A 23546-nucleotide genomic window follows, 5' to 3' on the forward strand; every position below is an offset into this window, starting at 1 on the left:
CAATTATTCCTCACCATCTGTTACAATTGTAACACCGGAACTTGCACCAATTCTATTTGCTCCTGCATCAAGCATTTCTAAAGCTTGCTCAAAGTTTTTAATGCCACCAGATGCCTTAACTCCAACATCTCTACCAACTGTTTTACGCATAATGCTAACATCTTCAACTCTAGCTCCATAATCACCAAATCCGGTAGAAGTTTTGACAAAGTCTACCCCAGCATCTTTAGCAATTTCACAGGCCTTAACAATTTCTTCTTCATCTAAGAAACAGGTTTCTAAGATAACCTTTACAATAATATCAGAACTAACACCTGCTTTTTTGGTAGCATCTACAACAGACTTGATGTCAGCCTTAAAAATCTCATAGGCACCTGATTTAAAAGCACCAATATTCATTACCATATCAATCTCTTGAGCACCATTTTTAATAGCATTTCTGGTCTCATAAGACTTAACTTCTGTTGTGTTTGCTCCTAAAGGAAAACCAACTACTGTACAAACCTTAACTGAACTTTTTTCTAATAATTTTGCAGCTAAAGGAACATATATTGGATTTACACATACTGAAGCAAATTCATGTTTTTTTGCTTCCTTACATAACTTTTTAATATCATCCACAGTTGCTGTCGGACTTAAATTTGTATGGTCAATCATTTTAGCCATATCACGAGGTTTGATCGCCATTTTAAAAACCACTCCTTAAATTCTTGTATTTTTGCTTTATCAATATTATTATTCTACAAACTTTGTCATTGTCCTGCAATAAATTTATTTATAACCCATTCTTTTGAGCAGATTATCTTTTTCGCGCCAATCTTTTAAAACTTTTACCCAGAGATCTAAATATACTTTTGTCTGCATCAAATCTTCTATTTCTTTTCTGGCTGCCCGACCAATTTTCTTTAACATCTTACCATTTTTACCAATAATAATTCCCTTATGAGATTTCTTCTCCACATAAATATTTGCTCTGATATAATAATCATCATTTTTTCTTTCTTTAACTTCTTCGACTAAGACTGCAACTCCATAGGGAACCTCTTCTCTGGTTAAATAGAATATTTTTTCTCTAATCATTTCTGCAAAAATAAATCTCTCAATTTGATCTGTAATCATGTCTTCCGGATAATACTGAGGTCCTTCTGGTAATTTTGAGAAAATCTCTTTTAATAAGTTATCAGTATTTTTACTATTTAAGGCAGAAATTGGTACAACTTCTTTACCAACTTTTTGGCTGTAACTTTTTTGCTTTTTTATTAATTCTTTATTAGATATTTTATCAATCTTATTCATTACATAAATAATTTCCTGATCACTATTTTTTATCTGATTATAAATCAGCTGATCATTTTTACCCCAGTAAGTACTTCCATCCAAAATGAAGATAATTACATCAATACCATTAAGACTGCTGTAAGCTTCATCCTGCATATATTTATCTAGTTCATTTCTTGGTTCATGAATACCAGGTGTATCAATAAAGATGATCTGTCCGTCATCTTCTGTATAAATTGCTTTGATACTGTTGCGGGTAGTCTGAGGACGGGGAGAAATAATATTAATCTTTTCTCCAATTAAATTATTAATTAAAGTCGATTTTCCAACATTTGGTCTACCAATAACTGTGACAAAACCTGATTTATAGCTCATTATTTTTCTCCATATCATCATCAGTAAAAGCACCAGGAAGCAGCTCCGTACTGGTCATTGTCAGCTCTTTACCTGATTCAGTCATCATAATCACTTCTATATCTCCATCTGCAAATTCTTTAATGACCTGACGACAGGCTCCACAGGGAGGTACCGGCTTATCAGTAGAACTAACTATTAAAAGTGCTTTTATTTTTCTTTTGCCTGCTGAAATCGCTGTGAAAACAGCAGATCTTTCTGCACAATTTGTTAAACTAAAGGAAGCATTTTCAATATTTACTCCCGTATAAATTGATCCATCTTCAGTCAAAACTGCTGCTCCCAAAGGAAAGTCAGAATAGGGTACATAAGCATTCTTTTGCGCGTCTAAAGCCTTTTTAAACATTTCTTCTTTAATCTCTTGATCCATTAAAAACACCTCACATAATTACTTAAATATATTTTAATACTTGATCTCAGTTCCATTAGGAACCACTTGAATCCAGGTCTGACCTGGATTGATTTCTATTTCTTCACCAGCATCGTTCAAATAAATAATTTTTCCATTACTTCTTTCCCAGCTGCCTTTAATAACCATCCCATCTCTAAACAGCTGCATTTTGCCACCTGAATTAAGATCAATATCCTGCCTGCCGGCATCATCTATTGTTGAAGTCTTTACCTGCTGAACAATTATATTTTTTGCTGTTAATTGTTCACCACTTTCTACCTGATGTGGATTTGATCTATTATTTAAAAACCTTAAATAATTATTATTAAAGCTGTTATATTCATAGAGAACAGAATAAGAGCCCCAATAATCAATTGTTATGTTTTCAGCTTTTTCAAAATCGCTAGTTATCGAAGCAGTTAGAAAATTAAACTGTTCCGGATATTCTTTTTCGGAAAGACTCTCTAAATAATCTTTCAGAGGCTCTTTGCCGGAATATAAGTTGTGTGGTGCTGCTTTTTTGCTGCTTCTCCAAAAATATTGACTTTTATATAATTGATCTAAATGTAAAATATCCTTCACTGCAAGCAGGGCAAATCCGCGGGGGCTGGCTCCTGCATGCAAAAATAAAGCATCATAAAATTGGGAGGTATCAATCAAAGCAGGTCTGGCACTTCTAATTGGTCCTATCTTTGCTGGCACTTCAGGCCAGAAAACAGCTAAAAACCTTGTAATACCACCCTCCAGCATAAATTCATAAACTAATGCTGCTTTATCTAAACCACTTTGGGGTCTAGCAGCAGGTGAGTTTTCAATAGAAACAGCAACTGCCCGTTTGTAATAATCAGACTCAACCCCCAACCCTGTAAAGGGAGAAACTGTTTCGTACTGACTTTGATAAGCCTCTTCTTTAGGCATTTCTGTCTCATATTTTTCCTCTAAATCTTTAATTTCATCTGCGCGTTCCTGCTCGGTCAACTCTTCTTGTGGGGGTGTTTTTTCAGCTTCTTCAGCTGGTTCACCCTTCCAAAAGCTGCAGCCAGTTAAAATTAATAATGTTATCAGCAGTAGAGCCCACAGTATAGATAACTTTGATTTCATCTTTTCACCTCTAAATAAATATTAATCTTCTTCACATTTTATAGCTTCACTACTTATCAACTTGATTTTTCTAATTCTATTGTCAATAATACTTTCAATAACTAAAGTCATATCTTCTAATTCAAGTTTCTCTCCTTTTACCGGAAGTCTATTTAAATAATATAAAATCAGCCCACTTAATGTTTCATAATTATCGCTTTCAACTAAAGGATTTTTCAAATATTCATTTAACTCTTCAATATCAACTCTACCATCAAGCAGCAGAGTGTTATCATCAATTACTTCTATATAACTTTTTTCTAAATCAAATTCATCTTGAATATCTCCAACAATTTCCTCCAATAAATCTTCAATCGTGATTAAGCCAGCTGTACCACCATATTCATCAACTACAACTGCCATGTGTTCTTTTCTTTCCTTCATTTCTGATAGGAGCTGATTGATCGGCTTCCCTTCTGGGATAAAGTATATTGGTTTCACAAATTCTTCAATATTAATATTTGATCTTTCTTCTAATAATAATTCCAAAAGATCCTTAATATAAATTAAACCAATAATATTATCAATTGATTCTTCGAAAACAGGAATCCTGGAATGACCCTTTTCAACCCCCATTTTTATCAATTCGTTTAAAGATGCATTTTTTTCAATGCAAACCATATCAATTCTAGGTATCATAATTTCTTTAACTAAAGTATCATCAAATTCAAAAACACTCTGAATCATTTCTTGCTCTGTCTCTTTAATAACTCCTTCTCTTTGACTGACATCAACAAAACGCCTGATTTCCTCTTCACTTAAAAAAGCAGAAGAAATCAAATTTTTATCTTTAACAAATAAATTAACAATTTTTGTGAAAATAAAAATAAATGGGGATAAAATTATTTCTAAATAATAAAGTGGAATTGAAGCTGCTTTAGCATATTTAATTGAATGATTATTTCCTAAAGATTTTGGTGTTATTTCTCCAAAAATTAAAATTAATAAAGTTACTATACCAGTTGCAATCCCTACCCCTTTACTACCAAACAATTCTATGGATAAAGCTGTTGCTATGGAGGATGCAGCAATATTAACCAGGTTATTACCAATCAATATAGTAGTTAATAACTTAGTTTGATCATGCAGTAATTTATCAACCTTAGCTGCTTGTTCGTCACCTCGTTGAACCTTTTCCTTAATCTTAACTCTATTGACAGACATAAAAGCAGTCTCTGAGCCAGAAAAAAAGGAAGATAATAATATTAATATAAATAATGAAAATAACTCTAAATACATTTTAAATCTCCTCCACAGTCAACTAAATTATCAAATTCTAAAAAAATAAAATACAATTACAGTAATAACTCCCCCCAGTAAAATACCTATCAATATTTCTTTTAAAGAATGAGTTCCTGCTTCTAATCGGCTCTGCGCGGTTAAAAAAGCAAGCGTTAAAGCCAATGAAAATGCAAGCAGGCTTTTTGTTAAAAACCAAATAATCAATACAACTGAAGTTGCAAGTGCTGTATGGCCACTAATTATTCCACCTTTTAAAGGTGTGCCGCTGCTGAATATTGACTTCAAGGTAATAACGATTATGAATATCAAAAATAAATTAATAAAGACCAAATGAAGCGGCTCATGTCTTAAGTTAAATATTAAATTTAAAGATAATTCCTGTGCTTTTTTAAAAAAAACAAGGTAAGCAATAAAAATAGCATTACCGGCTGCAATAATTACTGCAGCCGCTCCAATATTTTTAGCAATCCTAGCTTTAAAACTATAATCCTGGGTTAGAATATCAATGATAACTTCTACAGCTGTATTAATTAATTCAGCAAATATGACAAATGAAATAGCAATAATCACCAGAGCCACCTCAATTCTGCTTAAGTCAAATAAAAGACTAAAAGCTAAAACAAAAATTGCTGCCACTAGATGAATTTGCATATTCCTTTGAGTTCTGATTGCATGAATCAAACCTGCTATTGCATGATTGAAGCTGTTAATTATTTTAATAATCCACATCCTAACACCTAATCTCTACTTATGCCTAATTGGGTTAAAACTCTTTCTTCTTTTTGACGCATTTCATTTTTTTCATCTTTACTGTAATGATCATAACCAAATAAATGCAGCATCCCATGTACAGTAAGATAAGCTAATTCTCTTTTTAACGAATGGCCGTATTCTACAGCCTGCTCAGCAGCTCTTTTAGCTGATATTATAATATCTCCAAGCATTTCTTCATCAATTGGGAATGATAAAACATCTGTAGCTTCATTTTTATTTCGATATTTATTATTCAATTCCTTTATCTGCTGATTACTAACAAAAGCAATACTAACTTCACCGCCGCTGTACCCCTCTAACTCAGCAGCGGTTGCAGCGACTTTTTTTAGAAGTTCCAGAATTTCCTGTTGGATTTCAACTTTATCCTGTTGGTTATTAAATTCTACATTAATCACTTTTATTACCACCTTTCATTTCTTTCAGCAGTTTCTCAGGATATTCAACTCTTTGATGATAGATACCGGTTAAAACTTTAACGAAACTTTTAACTATTGTATCTAAATCAGTTAAAGTTAAATTAGATTGATCTAATTGATTTTCTATTAATTTATCTTTAACCAAACCTCTGACAAAACCTTCTATCCGATCATGATTGTTTTTGTTGAAGTTTTTAGAGCGAATAGCAGCTTCAGTTATATCGGCAAGCATAATTATTGCCGCTTCCCTACTTTGAGGTTTAGGACCATCATAACGAAAATCTTTTTTTTCGATATCATCATGCTTATTATCCTGAAGCGCCTGCTGATAGAAATATGAAATTAAATTGGTTCCATGATGTTGTTTTATAATATCAGTTATCTTAGAAGGCAAACCATTCTCGCCAGCTAATTCCACTCCATCTTTAACATGTGACTTAATTATTAAAGCACTTAAGTTAGGAGACGTTTTATCATGAGGATTTTCCCCTCCAAATTGATTATCAGAGAAAAAATATGGTCTTTTCAATTTGCCAATATCATGATAATAGGCAGCGGCTCTAGCTAGTAAAGAATCAGCTCCAACATCTTCGGCAGCTGTTTCAGCTAAATTACCTACAATAATACTGTGGTGATAGGTTCCCGGTGCCTCAACCAGCATTCTCTTTAAAATAGGCTGGCTCGGATTTGATAATTCTAACAATTTTACAGAACTTGTCATATTAAATAAATCTTCCAAATAAGGTAATAAACCATTTGCTAATATCCCGACTAGCAAACCATTAATTATTCCGCCTCCGACTGACCAGATCAGATTACGCCAATCTTGATTCTGCTGAAGTAATGATAAACCTCCAATTAAAAACACTAAGATAAAACTAACATTTAAACCAGCTCTTATTATATCTCCCCTTGCCTTAACCTTTGATACACTGAAAATACCAATTAATCCAGCCAAAAAGGAGGTAAGAACTATATTAAAGTTCATATCATAAATTGGAGCAATTAGTAAACTAATAAACAAAGTTGTTATTAGTGCTGTATCACTACCAATTAAAATAGTTAATAAAATTGAAGCCATTGCTGTTGGCACCATATAATCTACAAAAGGATTGTGAAATAAGGTTAAGATCTTAGCTAAAACTACCACAATAAAGATAAGAAGCTCAATCAGCAGCAGTTTGCTGTTATCATCCCAAATATCTGGCTGATATTTATAAAAATAAAAGCCCAACAGCAAAACTAAAATTAAACTTATTAATATTCTACCACTTATATTGTAGTAATTAATCCCACTTTTTTGTAATCCTAGTTTTTCTAATATTTCAATATCAGCTTCAGTAACTACATCACCTTTGCGAACAATCATTTCTCCCTGGCGCACAGTTTTTTCTACTGCTTCAACCTCTGCAATTGCTTCTTCTCTTCTATTTGCAGTTGCTTCTTGGTTTAAAAACATATTAGCTGCAATAACACTTTCAGTCAGATCTGCTAATATTAACCTTTTTTCTCTTGATATATCTAATTCCATCGCACTTTGCCGCAAATCTTCACGGGCAGAAGTCAAATCAGATGGTAAAATTCGGCTCTGCAGTTTACTTTGAATAAGATTGGTAGCCCTTTCGCGAAGTTCAGATAATTCAGAATCAGTTAATTTTATCAAATTTGCTAAATTTTGATCGCTGATCTCGAGATCTATTTCACTATTTATTAACTTAATTATCTCATTTATTTCGTCTTCATTTAAATTATCAATTTCATTCTGACCAAAAACATTTTTCTCAGTATTACCCTGTTTTTGATCTGGTTCTACTCTAGAATCATTTTGTTCATCTGTTTCACTCTCTGATAAATTAATCTTATTGAAATAGAAAAACTCTCTTTCACTTTTTATAGTATCAAATAAAGCATTTACTTTATTTAAAACTTCTTCTTCCACAGTAGAATCTTCTTCGTAAACTCGAGGAGCGGTATCTGCAGCTCTCTGTCTCAATTCAGAAGTTCTGCTTTCATCAATAAAAGTAATTGTTCTTGGAGCAGTAATATCATTCTGGCTAACCTGACCTGCTCTTAAATCGACTTGATTTGGAATTAAATCAAGATTTAAAGTTAAAGCAATAAGGAGAAAGAAAATCACAGCCCAAATCACTTTATAACTGTTAGATGAAAAATCAAGATATTCTCTTCTCCATTTGCGGAGGGTAACTCTTAATTTTTTCATAAATTTCATTTTTAGCTCCCACTTTCATAACTTTCATATGCCTTAATAATTTCTTTAACCAAATCATGTCTTACTACATCATGTCTGGTTAAATAAACAAAATCTATGCCTTTTATATCTTTTAATATTTTTTGAACAGTTGCTAAACCTGAACGCTTTTTGCTTGGTAAATCGATTTGAGTAATATCACCAGTTATTACGGCTTTTGAGTTAAAGCCAATCCTGGTCAAAAACATCTTCATCTGTTCTAAAGTAGTATTTTGAGCTTCATCTAAAATCACAAAAGAATCATCAAGGGTCCTCCCTCTCATATAGGCCAGTGGTGCAACTTCAATAATATCTTTTTCCTGATACAATTTTGATTTTTCAGGACCCAAAATATCATATAAAGCATCATATAAAGGTCTCAGATAAGGATCTACTTTTTCCTGCATATCTCCTGGTAAAAAACCTAAATTTTCTCCAGCTTCAATAGCTGGTCTGGTTAGAACAATTCTATTTATCTCATTATTTAAAAGGCTTTTTACTGCCATAACCATAGCCAAATAGGTTTTGCCGGTTCCAGCCGGTCCTATTGAAAAAACAATATCTCTATTTTTAATTGATTCTAAATAAAGTTTTTGACCCATAGTCTTTGCTTTGATTTTTCTACCTTTGTAATTTTCAAGCACTACTTCATCATAAATTCTGTTTAAATCAACAGCTGGATTTCTTTTTAAAAGTTCAGCTGCATATTTTAATTTTCTTGGTGAAAATTCTTCTTTGCTGTCTGTTAAAGATAGTAATTTTTTTATTATTTTATCAATATCTTCATTCTGATTATAATTATTAATTTTTATTTGATTACCACGGCCACTTAATTTTACAGACAATAAATCTTCTAGTAATCTTAAGTTGCGATCATTATGACCAAAGAAATTTTGGGCAAGCTGATAATCATTGATTTCAATTGTCTTTTCTTCTTGACTCAAATTATAACTCCTCCTTAGTACTTTTACTTATTTATTATATCATATTTATATCTTTAAACAAATTTAACAAAAACTGCGGCCGGAGAGTGGCCACAGTTTTTATGATTTTTAATATTAATTTTTCCTTAAGGCCTTAGGTTTAGATAATATTTCATTATAAATTACTAATTTTTCTGCCTCATTGTATTGAGCAAATGCTTCTGCAAAAGAATTGCTGTTTCCTTTAAATTTCTTTTCGTTTTTATCATCAACATTCCCAACTTTTTTTGGCTTTTCAGTACTTTTACTATTCTTGTTTAACATCTCTGCCTTTGTTTTAGCTAAAGATTCCTTTTCAGCTGCAGTAATTCTTTGCTTTACTTCTTCCTGATCATATTGTTCATAACTTAGATCAGACTGATTAGAATTTCTTTTGCTATCTTGATCTGCCTGCTCAATAGTTAATTCAAACTTTTTCATTACAGTACTAAAAACTTTTTTTATAATCGAAAAAATTTGAAATAAAATGACAAATAAAATAATAAAGACTGGAAGTATAAATATTAATCCCTGCATATTTCACCTCAGCTTTCAAAACTACTTTAAGTTAATTTTCATTTTGATTTTTAGTTTCCGTTTCTGAAGTTTCTGAAATACTTGTTCTCATTTTTGTATCTGATTCAACATTTTTGAGCTTCATATAATCCATTACTCCCATGTTTCCTTTTTTCAAGGCTTCAGCCATTGCCAGAGGTACTTCAGCTTCAGCTTCAACAACCTTAGCTCTCATTTCCTGAACTCTTGCCTTCATTTCTTGTTCCTCAGCAACCGCCATTGCTCTTCTTTCTTCAGCCTTGGCCTGAGCAATCTCCTTATCTGCTTCAGCCTGATCAGTCTGAAGTTGGGCTCCAATATTTTTACCAACATCAACATCTGCTATATCAATTGATAAGATTTCAAAAGCAGTTCCAGAATCTAGACCTTTATTTAAGACTGTTTTAGAAATAGAATCAGGATTTTCCAATACTTTTTTATGTGATTCGGCTGAACCAACTGTTGTAACAATTCCTTCCCCAACTCTTGCCAAAACCGTTTCTTCTCCTGCTCCACCAACAAGCCTCTCAATATTAGCTCGAACTGTTACTCTTGCAGTTGCCATTACCTGGATACCATCCATAGCTACCGCAGTAACAATCGGGGTCTGAATAACCTTAGGATTAACACTCATTTTAACAGCTTCCAGAACATCTCTACCTGCTAAATCAATAGCAGCTGCCCTTTCAAAAGTTAAATCAATTTCTGCTCTTTGCGCAGCAATTAAAGCATCTACAACTCGATCAACATTCCCTCCTGCCAAATAATGGGCCTCTAATTGATCACTACTCAAACCCTTACCGGCTTTATGAGATTTTATCATTGGACCTACAATTGAAGAAGGAACTACCCTTCTCAAACGCATTCCAATTAAATTAAAAAAACCAACTTTTACTCCCGCTGCAGTTGCAGAAATCCATAACCCAAGTGGTATAAAATAAAAAAGCAAAACAAAAAATAAAATTAAAGCAGCTAAAATCAATATTGAAAAAAGTTCCATAATTTATTCCTCCTCTGATATTTTGCGAACAACAACCCGAGATCCAGATACCGAAACTACTTTAACTTTTTTCCCTTTTTCGATAAAACTACCTTCACTAACAGCATCTATCCTTTCTTCCCCTACTTTTATAGTACCGGCTGGTCTTAATTTTGACAAAGTCACAGCCTCTTGATTTAAATAATCTTTTTTAGAAGTTGATGAAAAATAATTTTCAGAACTATTGTCTAAAGATATTTTCTGCCAAAAACGGCTGGTACCAAATTTTTTAACCATTAAAATTCCGATAACTAAAGTAAAAAGTACAACTGCTAACAAGACATTAACTGCAATTGAACTATTAGGAAAGATGAAGAATAAACTGGCTAAAACAACAGCAATACCACTGATTCCAGCAATACCAAAGCCGGGAATAATAAAAATTTCTGCTAGGATTAGGATAATACCTATAATAAATAAAATTACTATCCCTGCTCCAATTGAGCCAGTAAAAATATGCCCAGCAAAAAAAATCAATAAAGTAATTATACCAACAGTTCCTCCCAATGCAAAACCAGGGGTTAAAGCTTCAAATATTAAAGCAGAAAAAGCAATAATCAAAAGCAGTGAGCTTGCATAGGGGTTACTAATTATCCCCATTATCTTTTCTAAATTACTTTTTTCTACTGTAGTTATCTCATTTAAAGATATATTTTCAGCAGCTGCTAAATCTGCCAAAGAAGACACACTATAATCAGCAATACCTAATTCAAGAGCTTCAGCTGCTGTTAAGGTTAGAAGTTTATCTTTTTCAATAACTCCTTCAATTTCCATTGAAGCATCAACCATAGCTTCAGCAATTTTTGGGTTTTTATTTCTTCTTTCTGCAGTGGCTGCAAACTCTTTTCTTAGAGCAGAAATATATTTTTCTTCATTTGGCCTTGTTTCTGCTGCTCCAATACTCGAAGAAGGAGATATATATAGTTTTTCACCTGCCAAAGCAATTAAAGCAGCAGCTGACCAGGCTCTACCATTTACAAAACTGATAACTTTTACTTCTGATTCTAAAATTCTGTCTCTTATTTTAAGAGCTGAGTTTACAAAGCCTCCTAGTGAATTAATTTCTAGAATTACAAGGTCTGAATTATTGTTTTCAGCTTCAGTTATATTTTTATTAATAAAGCTAAATTCAGCATTATTAATTTCACTATTTAAATATAAATGAATAACTTCAGCTGCTGCAGCTGCTGAACTATAAAAACTAAAGATCAATAAAAACATTAAAAAAATTAAGATTATTTTTTTCATTATGATACCTCCAATAAAGAGGAATAAAGAAAGGGTTTCCCCTTTCTTTTTAGAAATTAATTTAATTACTCAACTTTTCTTTTACTTTTGAACTAACCATTGAACCATCAGCTCTACCTTTAATTTTAGGCATAATTGCTCCCATAACCTGACCCATATCTGACATATTTTTGGCATCTGTTTCTTCGATTACCTGATTTACAAGTTCATCCACTTCGGCTTCTGACATTTGTTCAGGCAAATATTCCTGTAAAATTTCAATTTCTTTATACAGTTTTTCCATTACATCTTCTTTGCCTGATTTTTCAAAATCAGCTAGTGAATCTTTTATCTGTTTTACCTGTTTAGCAATTACAGCTGTTACTCCTTGATCATCTAGTTCTTCTCCGCTTTCTATCTCTTTGTTTTTAATCTCTGATCTGGTCATTCTAATCACAGAAAGCCTTTCCTTATCTTTAGCTTTCATTGCTTTTTTCATATCTTCCATTAATTGTTCTTTTAGTTTGCTCATTTTTACAACTCCAATCTATAATTCAGTTAAGCTATTTATCCCATTCTAGTAATTTGATTCTATCCAGGCGGCCACTGCAGTTCTCTTCCACCTAAAAGATGGAAGTGAATATGATAAACTGTTTGACCTCCATTGTCACCACAGTTACTGACCAATCTATATCCAGACTCAGCAATTTTAAATTTAGCAGCCATTTTTTTAGCAATTTGATAAACATGTCCGATCAAATCACCATCTTCAGGCTTTAAACTATTTAAGTCTGAAATATGTCTTTTGGGAACTATTAATAAATGTACAGGTGCCTGAGGATTAATATCCTCAAAAACAACTACTTTTTCGTCTTCATAAACAAAATCAGTATCCATCTCACCTGCGGCAATTTTACAAAATAAACAATCCTTCAAAAAAATCCCTCCTTTAAATTTCAATATAGACTTAAAATCCATATTTTATACTTGAGTTATTAATTATATTCTCTTAAAAGAAGAAAATTCCTGCTATTTTATAATTTCACCTTTTAAATGATAAGGATCAACTGATTTTTTTAATTTAACTTTAACTAATTCATTTTTTAAATCATCTGAACCATCAACAAGGATTTTAAGATAATTATCAGTATAACCTGTTAATAAACCTGTTGTATGATCTCTAACTTCTTCAATTAAAACTTCTTTTTCCCGCCCAATAAATTCTTTTTGATAATCCAACATTAAAGCCTCATTAACTAAACGCAGTTTTTTACTGTATTCCTTAACTAAATTGCCATTTAACTGCTCCATCTCTGCAGCTGGTGTACCTTCTCTAGCAGAATAAGGAAAAACATGTACTTTAGAAAAACCTATTTCTTTAACAGCTTCTAATGTCTCAGCAAAAGTTTCCTCTGTCTCTCCTGGAAAGCCAACAATAACATCAGTTGTAACGGCTAAATCTGGTATTCTATTTCTCAGCTCTGCTACAGTTTTTTTAAATTCTTCTAAAGTATAAGGCCTGTTCATTGCTTCTAAAATCTTGTTGCTTCCACTCTGAAGAGGTAAATGTAAATGAGGACAGAAAATATCTTCTTCAGCAATTAAATCCATCATTCCTTTATCAATTTCAGTTCCTTCAATTGAGCTTAAACGAACTCGATTTAAATTTTCAATTTCAGTTAAATCCACCATTAATTTAGTTAGTTCTTTATTATTTCCATTTTCACTACCATAAGCTCCCAGATGAGTTCCGGTTAAGATGATTTCTTTAACACCCTGTTCAGCTAATCTTTTAATCTCTGCTGCAACATCTTCTTTTTTGCGGCTTCTAACAGGTCCTCGAGCATAAGGAATGATACAATAACTGCAGAACTGATTACAGCCGTCTTCAATCTTGACATTGGCCCTAGTTGTATTTGTCAGCCTCTTCAGTTCCAATTCTTCATATTCTTTTAATTCTTTATATTCTTTGACATCATTTTCAATTGATTTGCCAGCCAATATTTCTTCGGCTTTGTCCAAAATATCAGCTTTATTATTACTGCCCATTACAAAATCAATTTCTTCTATATCTCTTACTTCATCTGGAAAAGCCTGTGTATAACAGCCAACTATTGCAACAATACTATCTTCTGAACGACGTTTTGCTCTCCGGGCTATCTGTCTGGTTTTCCTAGCTGCTTCATTTGTTACAGTACAGCTGTTAACTATATATACATCCGCTTTTTCGGAAAAATTAACTATTTGATAGCCATTATCTATAAAAATATCTATTACAGCTTCAGTTTCATATTGATTTACTTTACAACCTAAGGTATAAAAAGCTGCTCTTTTTATCATACTAATCACCGAGTTCACCTTTCTCATACAAAATAGCCGTTAAAGCAGTTATCCCAGCAGTCTCTGTTCTTAAAATGCGGGGACCAAGTGTGATTATCTGGGCTCCAAGTTCGGATTTGAATTGCTGTACTTCCGCCGCCGAAAATCCTCCTTCAGGACCAATAATTACTAAAATCTCTGCTGCTGCTTCAACATTGTTTTCTGTAAAAAATTTTTTAAGTGAAAGATTTTCTTCATTTTCCCATAATAATAATACATAATCAAATTTTTGTTTTAAATTTTTTAGCTGACTGCTGCTGTAAAATTCTTCAATCTTTGGAATAACAGCTCGACCTGATTGTTTGGCAGCAGCCTCAGCAACCCTCTGCCAGCGGCTTCTCTTTTTTTCTTTTTTCTTATAATTATATTTAACAATAGTTCTTTTACTTTCAAAAGGGATTAATCCAGAAAAACCAATTTCAGTTGCCTTCTCCACTATTAAATCCATTTTGCTCTTTTTAGGTAAACCCTGGGCCAGCCAAACTTTAACTCCAGCTTCAACTCCTGATTTTTCCTTTGTTAAAACCTTCAAAAAAACTTCATCCTCACTAAAACTAGTTATTTCAGCTTCCATATCAAAACCATCACCATCAGAAAGAATAACCCTGTCACCTATATTTAGGCGCAGGGAATTTTTAAGATGGTTATAGTCATTTCCAGAAATAATTACATTTTCATTAACTTCAGTACTCTGATCTATAAAAAATCTATGCATTTTTTTCACTCCAAAGTTTAGAGTTGAATTAATAATAATCTATTTTAAATCTCAATTTAAATATTAATTGCATCTTTTATCTTTTTTAAAAAACTTTTATGCTCTGGGTTGATTTCTTCACCACTTATTTCAGCAAACTCTGTCAAAAGTTCTTTCTGCTTATCATCTAAATCCTTAGGAATCATTACTTTAACCTTAATATATTGATCTCCTCGTCCATAACCATTTAAATGGGTTATGCCTTTGTTTTTCAATCTAAAGGTTGTCCCAGGCTGAGTTCCTTCAGGAATATCAAATTGTACCTTACCCTCTAAAGTAGGAACCTTGATTTTATCACCAAGAGTTGCTTGAACAAAGCTGATTGGAACTTCACAGTATAAATCATCACCTTTACGGTCAAATATTTTATGATCCTGTACATCAATTATAATATATAAGTCACCTGCTGGACCACCTTTTTCACCAACCTGGCCTTCTCCAGACATTCTGAGTCTGGTTCCAGTATCTATACCGGCAGGTATATTAACAGTCAGTTTTCGCTGTTTGCGCACTTTACCGGATCCATTACATTTATGACAGGCTTCTTCTACAATTTTACCATCTCCACCACAACGGCTGCAAACCCTACTTTGGGTAAATTGACCAAATGGAGTCTGCTGGCTGGTACGAACCTGACCCTGACCATTACATTCAGGACAAGTCTTTATATCTGTACCTGGTTCAGCACCACTACCATCACAGCGATCACATTCTTCTTCCCTAGGTATTCTAATTTCTTTTTTGCCGCCAAAAGCAGCTTCTTCAAACGAAATTTCCATTCTATACTGCAAGTCAGCTCCACGGCGAGGACCATTTTTTCTGCGGCCACCCATACCACCGCCAAAGCCAAACATATTAAATAAATCATCAAGACCACCAAAACCACCCTGAGCAAAATCATCAAAGTTAAAGTCCTGATCATTAATACCTGAATGTCCATACTGATCATAGCGTGCTCTTTTATCCGGATCACTTAAAATTTCATAAGCCTCAGAAATTTCCTTAAATTTTTCTGAGGTATCTTTTTCCTGATTCATATCAGGGTGATATTTTTTGGCCAGCTTACGATAAGCCCGCTTAATTTCTTTTTGATCGGCATCCCGGTCAACACCGAGCAGTTCGTAATAATCATTTTTTGCCATCTTAAAATCACCTCTCTAAAAAAGAAAGAAAAACAGTTATAGGGAGAGGAATACTCTCCCTAAACTGAACTATTCTTCCCTTAATTTATTTCTCTTCATCATCTACTTCTTCAAAATCTACATCAACTGTATTATCATCTGCCTGAGAAGCTCCAGCTCCGGGTTGAGGACCTGCTTGACCAGATCCTGGCTGTGCTCCTGCTGCACCAGCACCAGTCTGAGCTCCTTCAGCTTGAGAATATAACTCAGAACTTAACTCTGTTAACTCATCAGTTAAGGCTTCCATTTTTTCTTTTATTGCTTCAATTTTAGCATCTTCATTTTCCAATACTTCTTTTAGTTCTTCTTTAGCAGCTTCAACTTTATCTTTAATTGCCGAATCAACCTTATCTCCAGCATCTTCTAAAGTCTTTTCTGTTTGATGAACTAAAGCATCAGCTTCGTTGCGAGTTTCAATTTTTTCTACCCGCTTTTTATCTTCTTCAGCATGCTCTTCAGCATCTTTTACCATTTCTTCTATTTCTTCATCAGATAAACCACTTGTAGATTTAATGGTAATCTTTTGTTCATTTCCTGTACCTTTATCTTTAGCAGAAACATGAACAATACCATTTTTATCAATATCAAATTCTACTTCAATTTGAGGTACTCCACGTGGTGCAGGTGGAATATCAGTTAATTGGAAACGACCTAAGGTTTTGTTGTCTTTAGCCATCTTTCTCTCACCCTGCAGAACATGGATATCTACACTTGATTGATTATCAGTTGCTGTAGAGAAAATCTTAGATTTGGAAGTGGGAATTGTTGTATTTCTATCAATTAATTTGGTAAATACTCCGCCAAGAGTTTCAATACCAAGAGATAGAGGTGTAACATCTAAGAGCACTACATCATCTACATCTCCTGCTAAAATACCACCCTGAATTGCAGCACCAACTGCTACAACTTCATCTGGGTTGATTCCTTTGTGTGCATCTTTACCAATTAAATTTTTAACTGCTTCCTGAACAGCTGGAATTCTAGTTGAACCACCTACTAAAATAACTTCGTCAATATCAGATTTATCCATACCGGCATCTTTCAATGCTTTACGAGCTGGTTCCATTGTCTGTTCAACTAGATCACTGATTAAACTTTCGAACTTAGCTCTTGTTAAATCAATATCTAAGTGTTCAGGTCCTGCATCAGTCTGAGTGATAAATGGTAAATTAATATTTGTCTGCTTAACACTTGATAACTCAATTTTAGCTTTCTCAGCCGCATCTTTTAAGCGCTGAAGTGCCATCTTATCTTTCTTGAGATCAATACCAGTTCTATTTTGAAATTCTTCTGCTAAATAATCAATAATTCTCTGGTCAAAGTCATCTCCACCAAGGTGGTTATTACCGTTAGTTGCTATAACTTCGAAGACTCCATCCCCAATATCTAAGATGGAAACATCAAAAGTACCTCCACCAAGATCATATACCAAAATAGTTTCTTCACCTTTATCATCAAGACCGTAAGCTAAAGAAGCAGCTGTCGGCTCATTGATAATTCTTTCTACCTTTAAACCAGCAATTTTACCAGCATCTTTTGTTGCCTGACGCTGAGCATCACTAAAGTAAGCAGGAACTGTAATTACAGCTTCCTCAATCTCTTCACCTAAATACTCTTCTGCATCTCTTTTTAATTTCTGTAAAATCATAGCCGAAATTTGCTGTGGAGTATATTCTTCTCCATTAAGTGTTGCTGTAAAATCTGTACCCATTTCTCTTTTAATTGAAGAAATTGTCTGATCAGGATTAGTTACCGCCTGACGTTTTGCATGTTCACCGACAATTCTTTCTCCTTTTTTAGAATATGCCACTACAGAAGGAGTAGTTCTAGCACCTTCTTTATTGGGGATAACAGTAGGTTCTCCACCTTCCATTACTGCCACACAAGAATTAGTTGTACCTAAGTCAATACCAATTACTTTACCCATTTTATATTCCTCCTTATAAAATTGTTTATAAATTTTTTCATTAATAGTTTTTATAAAAATCCAAAAAATTTAATCATAAATTCTAAATTTATTTGATAAAAAGTTTATTATCCAGCCACTTTAACCATTGCCGGCCTAATAACTCTATCCTCTAAAACAAAACCTTTCTGTACTACCTCTGTTACAGTACCTTCTTCATATTCATCTGTTTCAACTCTCATAATTGCTTCGTGATATTCAGGGTTAAATTCCTCACCCTGAGCAGCTATCTCTTTAATGCCCGCGTCAGCAAAACTTTTTACAAGTTGATTATAAATCATTTCTACACCTCTGTAAAAATCATTTTCTTGATCTTCAGCTTTTAGAGCACGTTCAAAGTTATCAATCACAGGCAGTAAACTGCTGCAGAGCTGAACTTTACCTCTAGTAGTCATCTCGGCTTTTTCTTTTTCACTTCTCTTTCTATAATTAACAAAGTCAGCCTGTAATCTCTGTAATCTACTCAATAGATCATCTATTTCAGCATCCATTGCGGCGATTTTTTCATTCTTTTCTCTTAATTCTTCAATCAATTCTTCTCGAGAAAGCTCTAATTGTATTCCTTCATTTCCTGCTGTTTCTGACTCGCTTGCTGCTTCTGACTCGCTATCAGCTGCAGCTGTTTGAGCTTTAAGATCTTCATTTACTTCAGCAGCTTCCTCATTCTCTGACTTTAAATTTTCCTCTAAATCAATATTTTCTTTTTCTTTATTCATTATTATCACCCACTAGCCTTTGAAATTAATTTACCTAAAATATCTGAAATAACATCAACCGATGAAATAACACGCGGATATTCCATACGGGTGGGACCAATAACTCCTATTTTCCCAACTGCTCGATTTGAAATATAATAAGTAGCTACAACCAAAGAGCAGTTTTTAATATCTTCCACTTCATTTTCCTGGCCAATCTTTATTTCAAGATCAGTCCCAGAAATACTGTTAATAATTTTATTCAACATTTCTTCCTGATCAAGTAATTTTAGCATTTTTTTAACTTTTTTCAGATCATTAAACTCCGGCTGTTCTAAAATATAGGAGGTCCCTCCTATATAAACTTTAACTGCACCAGGTTCAAATGCACCTTCAAACTCATTATAAAATTGCTTAAATAAATCAACAGAAAGGTCAAGCCTTGCCATAAGTTCTTTCTCAACTTTTTTTAAATAATTTGAATCTAGATTAGCTAATAATTTGTTTTCTAATTTATCACTCAAAAAATTATTAATATATGAAATCTTTTCAGCTAATAAATTTTGATCTAAATTGATAATTTTATTATTAACCATTCCAGCATCAGTAACTAAAACTAAGAGCAGCGAATTATTCGCCAACTGCATAATCTCGACTTTTTTCAATCTGCTGATCTGACTTTTAGGCTCACTAACCATAGCCGTATAATGAGTCATATTTGAAAGCATTTTAGCCATACCAGAAATGATATCCTGCACATCCTGAAGATCCTGATATAAATTCTCAATATTTTCAATTACACCAGGTTCTTGATTTTGTTCCCGACTGACAAGCTGATCGACATAGTAGCGATAACCTTTGTCAGAAGGTATTCTTCCAGCAGATGTGTGAGGCTGTTCCAAATAACCTAAATCTTCTAAGTCAGCCATCTCATTTCTGATAGTTGCAGGACTTACATCCAGATTATATTTTTTCGCAAGTGTCCTTGAGCCAATTGGAGATGCGGAAATTATATGTTCCTGAATGATGGCCTGCAGTATTCGCTTTTTTCTTGAATCTAATTCTTCAACCATCATTTTTCACCTCTCTTTTTAGCACTCAACAGCAGAGAGTGCTAACAGCTAATAATAAAATAACACATTGGTTTTTTTTTGTCAAATAATATTAAGACTTAATCCAATAAAAATTTAAGAAAAACTTCATTTGCCAGTTCTCTACCTCGAGTTGTGAGATGAATTCTTCCATTTGCTTCTATTATCAATTTATTTTTGATTAGTTCTTCAATTTCTGCTTTATATATAGTTTTAAAATCACGTTTAAATTTCTGATAAAACTTATGATAAAACAGTCCATTATCTGTTCTCAAAGCCAAAAATGAATACTCAGCCATTTTTTCTTCTGCTGTTAAACAATTAATTTTTCTTATTTTGGCTTTATTATTGACATCCAATTTTTTTTTATTTTTTAAAAGTTCACTAAAACTTTTTTTATTTTTCTTCTTCAGATCCATTATTTCCGCAAAAGTAAATCTTTCTGGATTATAATAATCTATGTATTTTTCTAGATCCCTAAAATTTTGATATCTACAGCTGCCATCAAAACCTGAGGCACCTGGTCCTAAAGCCAGATAAGGCTGATATAACCAGTATAGATAGTTGTGGCGGGCTCTATATCCAGGCTGACAAAAATTAGAAATCTCATAATGCCGGTAACCAGCTGTATTTAATTTTTCTAGAGCAAGCTCATACATATCTGCATCAAGCTCTTCTGCTGGCAGTTTTAAATTTCCTTTTTTATACTGCTCGTAAAAGGGAGTATTCTCATGCAGCTCAAGATTGTATAAAGAAATATGGGGTGGTGAAAACTTAAGCATTTCTTCTAAGTCTTGCTCAAATTCATTTAAACTTTGATTGGGTAAAGCAAAAATCAAATCAGCACTATAATTATCAAAATAATTGTCTATTAAACTTAATATTTTTTTATTATTTTCAGCATTACTTCTACGTCCTAAAAATGACAGATGCTGGTCATTGAAGCTCTGAATCCCTACACTTAAGCGGTTAATTCCGGCCCGCTTTAATTTTATTATCTTTTCTTCTGTAACTGAAGCTGGATTAACTTCCATAGTTATTTCAGCAGTTGGAGGAACTTTAAATCTGTATTTAATTTTTTGCAGTAATTCAGCAACAAATACTGGTTCTATTAAAGAAGGAGTTCCTCCCCCGATATAAATAGTTTGAACTAAATTATTTTTTGTAGTTCTTGATAATTCTTTTAATTCCATAAAAAGAGCGGCCCAAAACTGGTCCACCCCCAATTTAGTGTATTTAGTTGAATAAAAATCACAGTAAGGACATTTACTGCTGCAAAACGGAAAATGAAGATAAATAGCATTTGCAGTTTCAAAATTTAAATTATGCATTTTCATCTCTTTCTAAGACTGTCATAAAGGCTTCTTGAGGGATTTCTACACTACCAACCTGCTTCATCCTCTTTTTACCTTCCTTCTGTTTTTCTAATAATTTTCGCTTACGGCTGACATCTCCCCCATAACATTTCTGCAGTACATTTTTACGCATTGCAGGAATATTAACACGAGCAATAATTTTACCGCCAACAGCAGCCTGAATTGGAACTTTAAACATATGACGAGGAATTACTTCTTTTAGTCTTCTTACTAAAGCATTTCCCTGCTGATAAGAGTGATCATCATGTACGATTGTAGATAACGCATCTACAACTTCTTTGTTCACTAAGATATCAAGCTTAACTAAGTTAGATGCTTTATAACCCTCTAATTCATAATCTAAAGTAGCATAACCCCTAGTTTTTGATTTAAGCTGATTGAAAAAATCTGTAATAATTTCACTTAGCGGCATCTCATACTTTAGAGTAACTCTGTCTTGATCTATATACTGCATATCCTTAAAATCTCCTCGATTATCCTGACAAAGCTCCATTGCCTGACCTACATATTCTTCGGGAAGATGGATTTCTGCAGTTACAAAAGGTTCTTTTATTTTATCAATTTCACTTGGGTCCGGAAAAGCAGCTGGATTTTCAATTTTTACTTCTTCACCATTTTTTTTGATGATCTGATATTCCACACTGGGGGCTGTTATCACCAGGTCTAAATCATATTCTCTTTCTAACCTTTCCTGGATAACCTCCATATGTAATAATCCTAAAAATCCACAGCGGAATCCGAAACCTAATGCTTCAGAAGTTTCGGGCTCAAATGTAAAAGATGCATCATTTAGCTGTAGTTTTTCTAGAGCTTCTTTTAAAATTTCATAATCAGCATTATCGGTTGGATAAAGTCCACTAAAAACCATCGGCTGAACTTTTTGATAACCTGGTAATGCCTTTTGAGCCGGATTATTTTTCAGAGTAATTGTATCACCTACACGGCAGTTTCTCACATCTTTGATCCCCGAGATAATATATCCTACTTCTCCCGATGTTAATTTATCCTTTTTCTGCATAGCAGGACTAAAAAATCCAACCTCATCTACCTCATAACTTTTTTGGTTGGACATTAATAAAATCTTGTCACCCTTTTTAACAGACCCTTCCATAACACGCACATAAGCAATTACTCCCTGGTAAGAATCATATAAGGTATCAAAGACCAAAGCTCTTAATGGTTGATTGATCCCGTTATAAGGAGCGGGGACTCTTTCAATTATTGCATCAAGAATCTGATCAATATTAGTTCCATTTTTAGCACTGGCCAAAATAGCCTCATCAGGATCAATTCCAATATCTAAAAGCTGTTCTTTAACTCTCTGAGGGTTTGCAGATGGCAGGTCTATTTTATTTATTACCGGAATAATTTCTAAATCATGTTCTAAGGCAAGATAAATATTAGCCATCGTTTGAGCTTCAACACCCTGAGCAGCATCAATTACTAATATGGCTCCTTCGCAGGCAGCCAGGCTTCGAGATACTTCATAAGCAAAATCAACATGTCCAGGAGTATCAATTAAATTTAATTCATAGCCCTGATATTCAATGCTTACTGCCTGGGCCTTGATTGTAATACCTCTTTCTCTTTCTAAATCCATTTTATCTAAAACTTGTTCCTGCATTTTTCGATCCGTAATTGTGCCTGTATATTCTAACATACGATCAGCAAGAGTTGATTTCCCGTGATCAATATGAGCTATTATGCAAAAATTTCTTATTTTATCAGTTTGCAACAAAAATTCCTCCTTTATACTTTATCATTTAGTCCAAGCAAATAATTTACTTGAGACAACACTTTAATTATATTACACTTAGAAGTATTAATCAATTGTTTGAAAGCAATAATCTTTTTCTTTCAAATATAAATAGTCTTTAACAATTCTAGGATTTAAGAACTGCTTTTTTAATTTAATTCTTGCATTTTGGATTATGACATGTTAAAATTGAAATGTTGCAAATCAAGTATGAGAGTATAAATATTTACTTTTAAGAGGGGGTGAAGTTAGATGCCTATTATTAAATCTGCTAAGAAAAGAGTTAAAACAACAGAAAAGAAAACTGCTCAAAATCGTATGTGGAAAGATAGATTAAAAAATGCGATTAAAGATATGGAAAAGGCAGTTGAAGCAGGGAACAACGAAGCTGCTGCAGAACAGTTAAAAGAGACTAAAAAGGTCATCGATAAGGCTGTAACAAGAAATATCATTCATAAAAACAATGCAGCCCGCAAAAAATCCCGCCTCACAAAGATGTATAACAATATGTAATTTAAAGTTTAAAATTATCTAAAAGATAGCTATCTTTTAAATTATAAACTCATCTGCATATGCTAAACTAAAAGTGTACCAAAAATAATGTTCTGCTAATCGAAAAGTGTACCATCTCAACACCATCTCCTGTATAATTGATTTATCCA

The 23546-nt window shown here is 33.2% G+C and carries 23 protein-coding genes; 1 reads left to right on the plus strand and 22 read right to left on the minus strand.

The window, feature by feature from the left end; all coding sequences use genetic code 11:
* Window positions 1–3: 3 nt before the first annotated feature.
* From deoC to lepA, 22 genes are all read right to left on the minus strand, one after another.
* Window positions 4–687: a deoxyribose-phosphate aldolase gene (gene deoC, locus C7954_RS07750; protein WP_073159180.1), complete on the minus strand. Its 684-nt coding sequence runs from the start codon at window positions 685–687 to the stop codon at window positions 4–6.
* An 84-nt stretch (window positions 688–771) separates the two neighbouring features.
* Entirely contained in the window at window positions 772–1653 is an 882-nt protein-coding gene (gene era / locus C7954_RS07755; protein WP_073159178.1) for a GTPase Era, read from the minus strand.
* Window positions 1643–2062, minus strand: a complete 420-nt coding sequence (locus C7954_RS07760; RefSeq protein ID WP_073159176.1) for a cytidine deaminase — start codon at window positions 2060–2062, stop codon at window positions 1643–1645. Before C7954_RS07760 ends, era begins: the two co-directional genes overlap by 11 nt.
* A 33-nt stretch (window positions 2063–2095) precedes the next feature.
* Window positions 2096–3184: a DUF3048 domain-containing protein gene (locus C7954_RS07765; protein WP_133618217.1), complete on the minus strand. Its 1089-nt coding sequence runs from the start codon at window positions 3182–3184 to the stop codon at window positions 2096–2098.
* A gap of 21 nt (window positions 3185–3205) precedes the next feature.
* Complete coding sequence (locus C7954_RS07770) at window positions 3206–4462, minus strand: hemolysin family protein (protein ID WP_089655233.1); 1257 nt, start codon at window positions 4460–4462, stop codon at window positions 3206–3208.
* 30 nt (window positions 4463–4492) lie between these two features.
* Window positions 4493–5194: a diacylglycerol kinase gene (locus tag C7954_RS07775; protein ID WP_073159170.1), complete on the minus strand. Its 702-nt coding sequence runs from the start codon at window positions 5192–5194 to the stop codon at window positions 4493–4495.
* 8 nt (window positions 5195–5202) lie between these two features.
* Window positions 5203–5634 (minus strand): rRNA maturation RNase YbeY, encoded by a 432-nt coding sequence (gene ybeY, locus C7954_RS07780; protein WP_073159168.1) that lies wholly within the window; start codon window positions 5632–5634, stop codon window positions 5203–5205.
* Window positions 5627–7885, minus strand: coding sequence for an HD family phosphohydrolase (locus tag C7954_RS07785; protein WP_134059330.1), 2259 nt, complete (start codon window positions 7883–7885; stop codon window positions 5627–5629). The genes ybeY and C7954_RS07785 overlap by 8 nt, the downstream gene beginning before the upstream one ends.
* Window positions 7886–7887: 2 nt before the next feature.
* On the minus strand, window positions 7888–8847 hold the full coding sequence (locus tag C7954_RS07790) for a PhoH family protein (protein ID WP_134059333.1): 960 nt from the start codon (window positions 8845–8847) through the stop codon (window positions 7888–7890).
* Between the two features lie 114 nt (window positions 8848–8961).
* Window positions 8962–9402, minus strand: coding sequence for a hypothetical protein (locus tag C7954_RS07795; RefSeq protein WP_110300902.1), 441 nt, complete (start codon window positions 9400–9402; stop codon window positions 8962–8964).
* A gap of 31 nt (window positions 9403–9433) precedes the next feature.
* Window positions 9434–10420, minus strand: a complete 987-nt coding sequence (gene floA / locus C7954_RS07800) for a flotillin-like protein FloA (protein ID WP_073159160.1) — start codon at window positions 10418–10420, stop codon at window positions 9434–9436.
* A 3-nt stretch (window positions 10421–10423) separates the two neighbouring features.
* The gene (locus C7954_RS07805; RefSeq protein WP_073159158.1) at window positions 10424–11707 is read right to left on the minus strand and encodes an NfeD family protein; all 1284 of its coding nucleotides are present in this window, start codon (window positions 11705–11707) and stop codon (window positions 10424–10426) included.
* 61 nt (window positions 11708–11768) lie between these two features.
* On the minus strand, window positions 11769–12218 hold the full coding sequence (locus tag C7954_RS07810; RefSeq protein ID WP_073159156.1) for a GatB/YqeY domain-containing protein: 450 nt from the start codon (window positions 12216–12218) through the stop codon (window positions 11769–11771).
* A gap of 59 nt (window positions 12219–12277) precedes the next feature.
* The gene (locus C7954_RS07815; RefSeq protein ID WP_073159154.1) at window positions 12278–12622 is read right to left on the minus strand and encodes a histidine triad nucleotide-binding protein; all 345 of its coding nucleotides are present in this window, start codon (window positions 12620–12622) and stop codon (window positions 12278–12280) included.
* A gap of 93 nt (window positions 12623–12715) precedes the next feature.
* Entirely contained in the window at window positions 12716–14026 is a 1311-nt protein-coding gene (mtaB, locus tag C7954_RS07820) for a tRNA (N(6)-L-threonylcarbamoyladenosine(37)-C(2))-methylthiotransferase MtaB (RefSeq protein ID WP_134059342.1), read from the minus strand.
* A gap of 1 nt (window position 14027) precedes the next feature.
* The gene (locus tag C7954_RS07825; RefSeq protein WP_073159152.1) at window positions 14028–14780 is read right to left on the minus strand and encodes a 16S rRNA (uracil(1498)-N(3))-methyltransferase; all 753 of its coding nucleotides are present in this window, start codon (window positions 14778–14780) and stop codon (window positions 14028–14030) included.
* Between the two features lie 56 nt (window positions 14781–14836).
* Window positions 14837–15961 carry a molecular chaperone DnaJ gene (dnaJ, locus tag C7954_RS07830; protein ID WP_073159150.1) on the minus strand — a complete coding sequence of 375 codons (1125 nt, stop codon included), beginning with the start codon at window positions 15959–15961 and terminating at the stop codon, window positions 14837–14839.
* Window positions 15962–16046: 85 nt separating this feature from the next.
* Window positions 16047–17927 carry a molecular chaperone DnaK gene (dnaK, locus tag C7954_RS07835; RefSeq protein WP_073159147.1) on the minus strand — a complete coding sequence of 627 codons (1881 nt, stop codon included), beginning with the start codon at window positions 17925–17927 and terminating at the stop codon, window positions 16047–16049.
* A gap of 107 nt (window positions 17928–18034) precedes the next feature.
* Window positions 18035–18682 (minus strand): nucleotide exchange factor GrpE, encoded by a 648-nt coding sequence (gene grpE / locus C7954_RS07840; RefSeq protein ID WP_073159145.1) that lies wholly within the window; start codon window positions 18680–18682, stop codon window positions 18035–18037.
* Between the two features lie 5 nt (window positions 18683–18687).
* Window positions 18688–19737 carry a heat-inducible transcriptional repressor HrcA gene (gene hrcA / locus C7954_RS07845; RefSeq protein ID WP_243833659.1) on the minus strand — a complete coding sequence of 350 codons (1050 nt, stop codon included), beginning with the start codon at window positions 19735–19737 and terminating at the stop codon, window positions 18688–18690.
* 95 nt (window positions 19738–19832) lie between these two features.
* On the minus strand, window positions 19833–21083 hold the full coding sequence (hemW, locus tag C7954_RS07850; RefSeq protein WP_134059339.1) for a radical SAM family heme chaperone HemW: 1251 nt from the start codon (window positions 21081–21083) through the stop codon (window positions 19833–19835).
* Entirely contained in the window at window positions 21076–22863 is a 1788-nt protein-coding gene (gene lepA, locus C7954_RS07855; RefSeq protein WP_073159139.1) for a translation elongation factor 4, read from the minus strand. Before lepA ends, hemW begins: the two co-directional genes overlap by 8 nt.
* A 273-nt stretch (window positions 22864–23136) precedes the next feature.
* Here lepA and rpsT point away from each other — a divergent pair, with 273 nt between their 5' ends.
* Window positions 23137–23397 (plus strand): 30S ribosomal protein S20, encoded by a 261-nt coding sequence (gene rpsT / locus C7954_RS07860; RefSeq protein WP_133618213.1) that lies wholly within the window; start codon window positions 23137–23139, stop codon window positions 23395–23397.
* The last annotated feature ends 149 nt before the right edge of the window (window positions 23398–23546 follow it).

The organism is Halanaerobium congolense, assembly GCF_004366375.1.
GTDB classification, from domain to species: Bacteria; Bacillota; Halanaerobiia; order Halanaerobiales; family Halanaerobiaceae; genus Halanaerobium; species Halanaerobium congolense.

What these genes read in the sequence shown, in the direction of transcription:
- rpsT (WP_133618213.1), top strand. Translation starts at nt 23,137, where the DNA reads ATGCCTATTATTAAATCTGCTAAGAAAAGAGTTAAAACAACAGAAAAG.
- C7954_RS07785 (WP_134059330.1), bottom strand. Translation starts at nt 7,885, where the DNA reads ATGAAATTTATGAAAAAATTAAGAGTTACCCTCCGCAAATGGAGAAGA.
- C7954_RS07760 (WP_073159176.1), bottom strand. Translation starts at nt 2,062, where the DNA reads ATGGATCAAGAGATTAAAGAAGAAATGTTTAAAAAGGCTTTAGACGCG.
- grpE (WP_073159145.1), bottom strand. Translation starts at nt 18,682, where the DNA reads ATGAATAAAGAAAAAGAAAATATTGATTTAGAGGAAAATTTAAAGTCA.
- C7954_RS07765 (WP_133618217.1), bottom strand. Translation starts at nt 3,184, where the DNA reads ATGAAATCAAAGTTATCTATACTGTGGGCTCTACTGCTGATAACATTA.
- hrcA (WP_243833659.1), bottom strand. Translation starts at nt 19,737, where the DNA reads ATGATGGTTGAAGAATTAGATTCAAGAAAAAAGCGAATACTGCAGGCC.
- deoC (WP_073159180.1), bottom strand. Translation starts at nt 687, where the DNA reads ATGGCGATCAAACCTCGTGATATGGCTAAAATGATTGACCATACAAAT.
- floA (WP_073159160.1), bottom strand. Translation starts at nt 10,420, where the DNA reads ATGGAACTTTTTTCAATATTGATTTTAGCTGCTTTAATTTTATTTTTT.
- C7954_RS07825 (WP_073159152.1), bottom strand. Translation starts at nt 14,780, where the DNA reads ATGCATAGATTTTTTATAGATCAGAGTACTGAAGTTAATGAAAATGTA.
- dnaJ (WP_073159150.1), bottom strand. Translation starts at nt 15,961, where the DNA reads ATGGCAAAAAATGATTATTACGAACTGCTCGGTGTTGACCGGGATGCC.
- C7954_RS07795 (WP_110300902.1), bottom strand. Translation starts at nt 9,402, where the DNA reads ATGCAGGGATTAATATTTATACTTCCAGTCTTTATTATTTTATTTGTC.
- C7954_RS07805 (WP_073159158.1), bottom strand. Translation starts at nt 11,707, where the DNA reads ATGAAAAAAATAATCTTAATTTTTTTAATGTTTTTATTGATCTTTAGT.
- C7954_RS07810 (WP_073159156.1), bottom strand. Translation starts at nt 12,218, where the DNA reads ATGAGCAAACTAAAAGAACAATTAATGGAAGATATGAAAAAAGCAATG.
- hemW (WP_134059339.1), bottom strand. Translation starts at nt 21,083, where the DNA reads ATGCATAATTTAAATTTTGAAACTGCAAATGCTATTTATCTTCATTTT.
- dnaK (WP_073159147.1), bottom strand. Translation starts at nt 17,927, where the DNA reads ATGGGTAAAGTAATTGGTATTGACTTAGGTACAACTAATTCTTGTGTG.
- era (WP_073159178.1), bottom strand. Translation starts at nt 1,653, where the DNA reads ATGAGCTATAAATCAGGTTTTGTCACAGTTATTGGTAGACCAAATGTT.
- mtaB (WP_134059342.1), bottom strand. Translation starts at nt 14,026, where the DNA reads ATGATAAAAAGAGCAGCTTTTTATACCTTAGGTTGTAAAGTAAATCAA.
- C7954_RS07770 (WP_089655233.1), bottom strand. Translation starts at nt 4,462, where the DNA reads ATGTATTTAGAGTTATTTTCATTATTTATATTAATATTATTATCTTCC.
- C7954_RS07775 (WP_073159170.1), bottom strand. Translation starts at nt 5,194, where the DNA reads ATGTGGATTATTAAAATAATTAACAGCTTCAATCATGCAATAGCAGGT.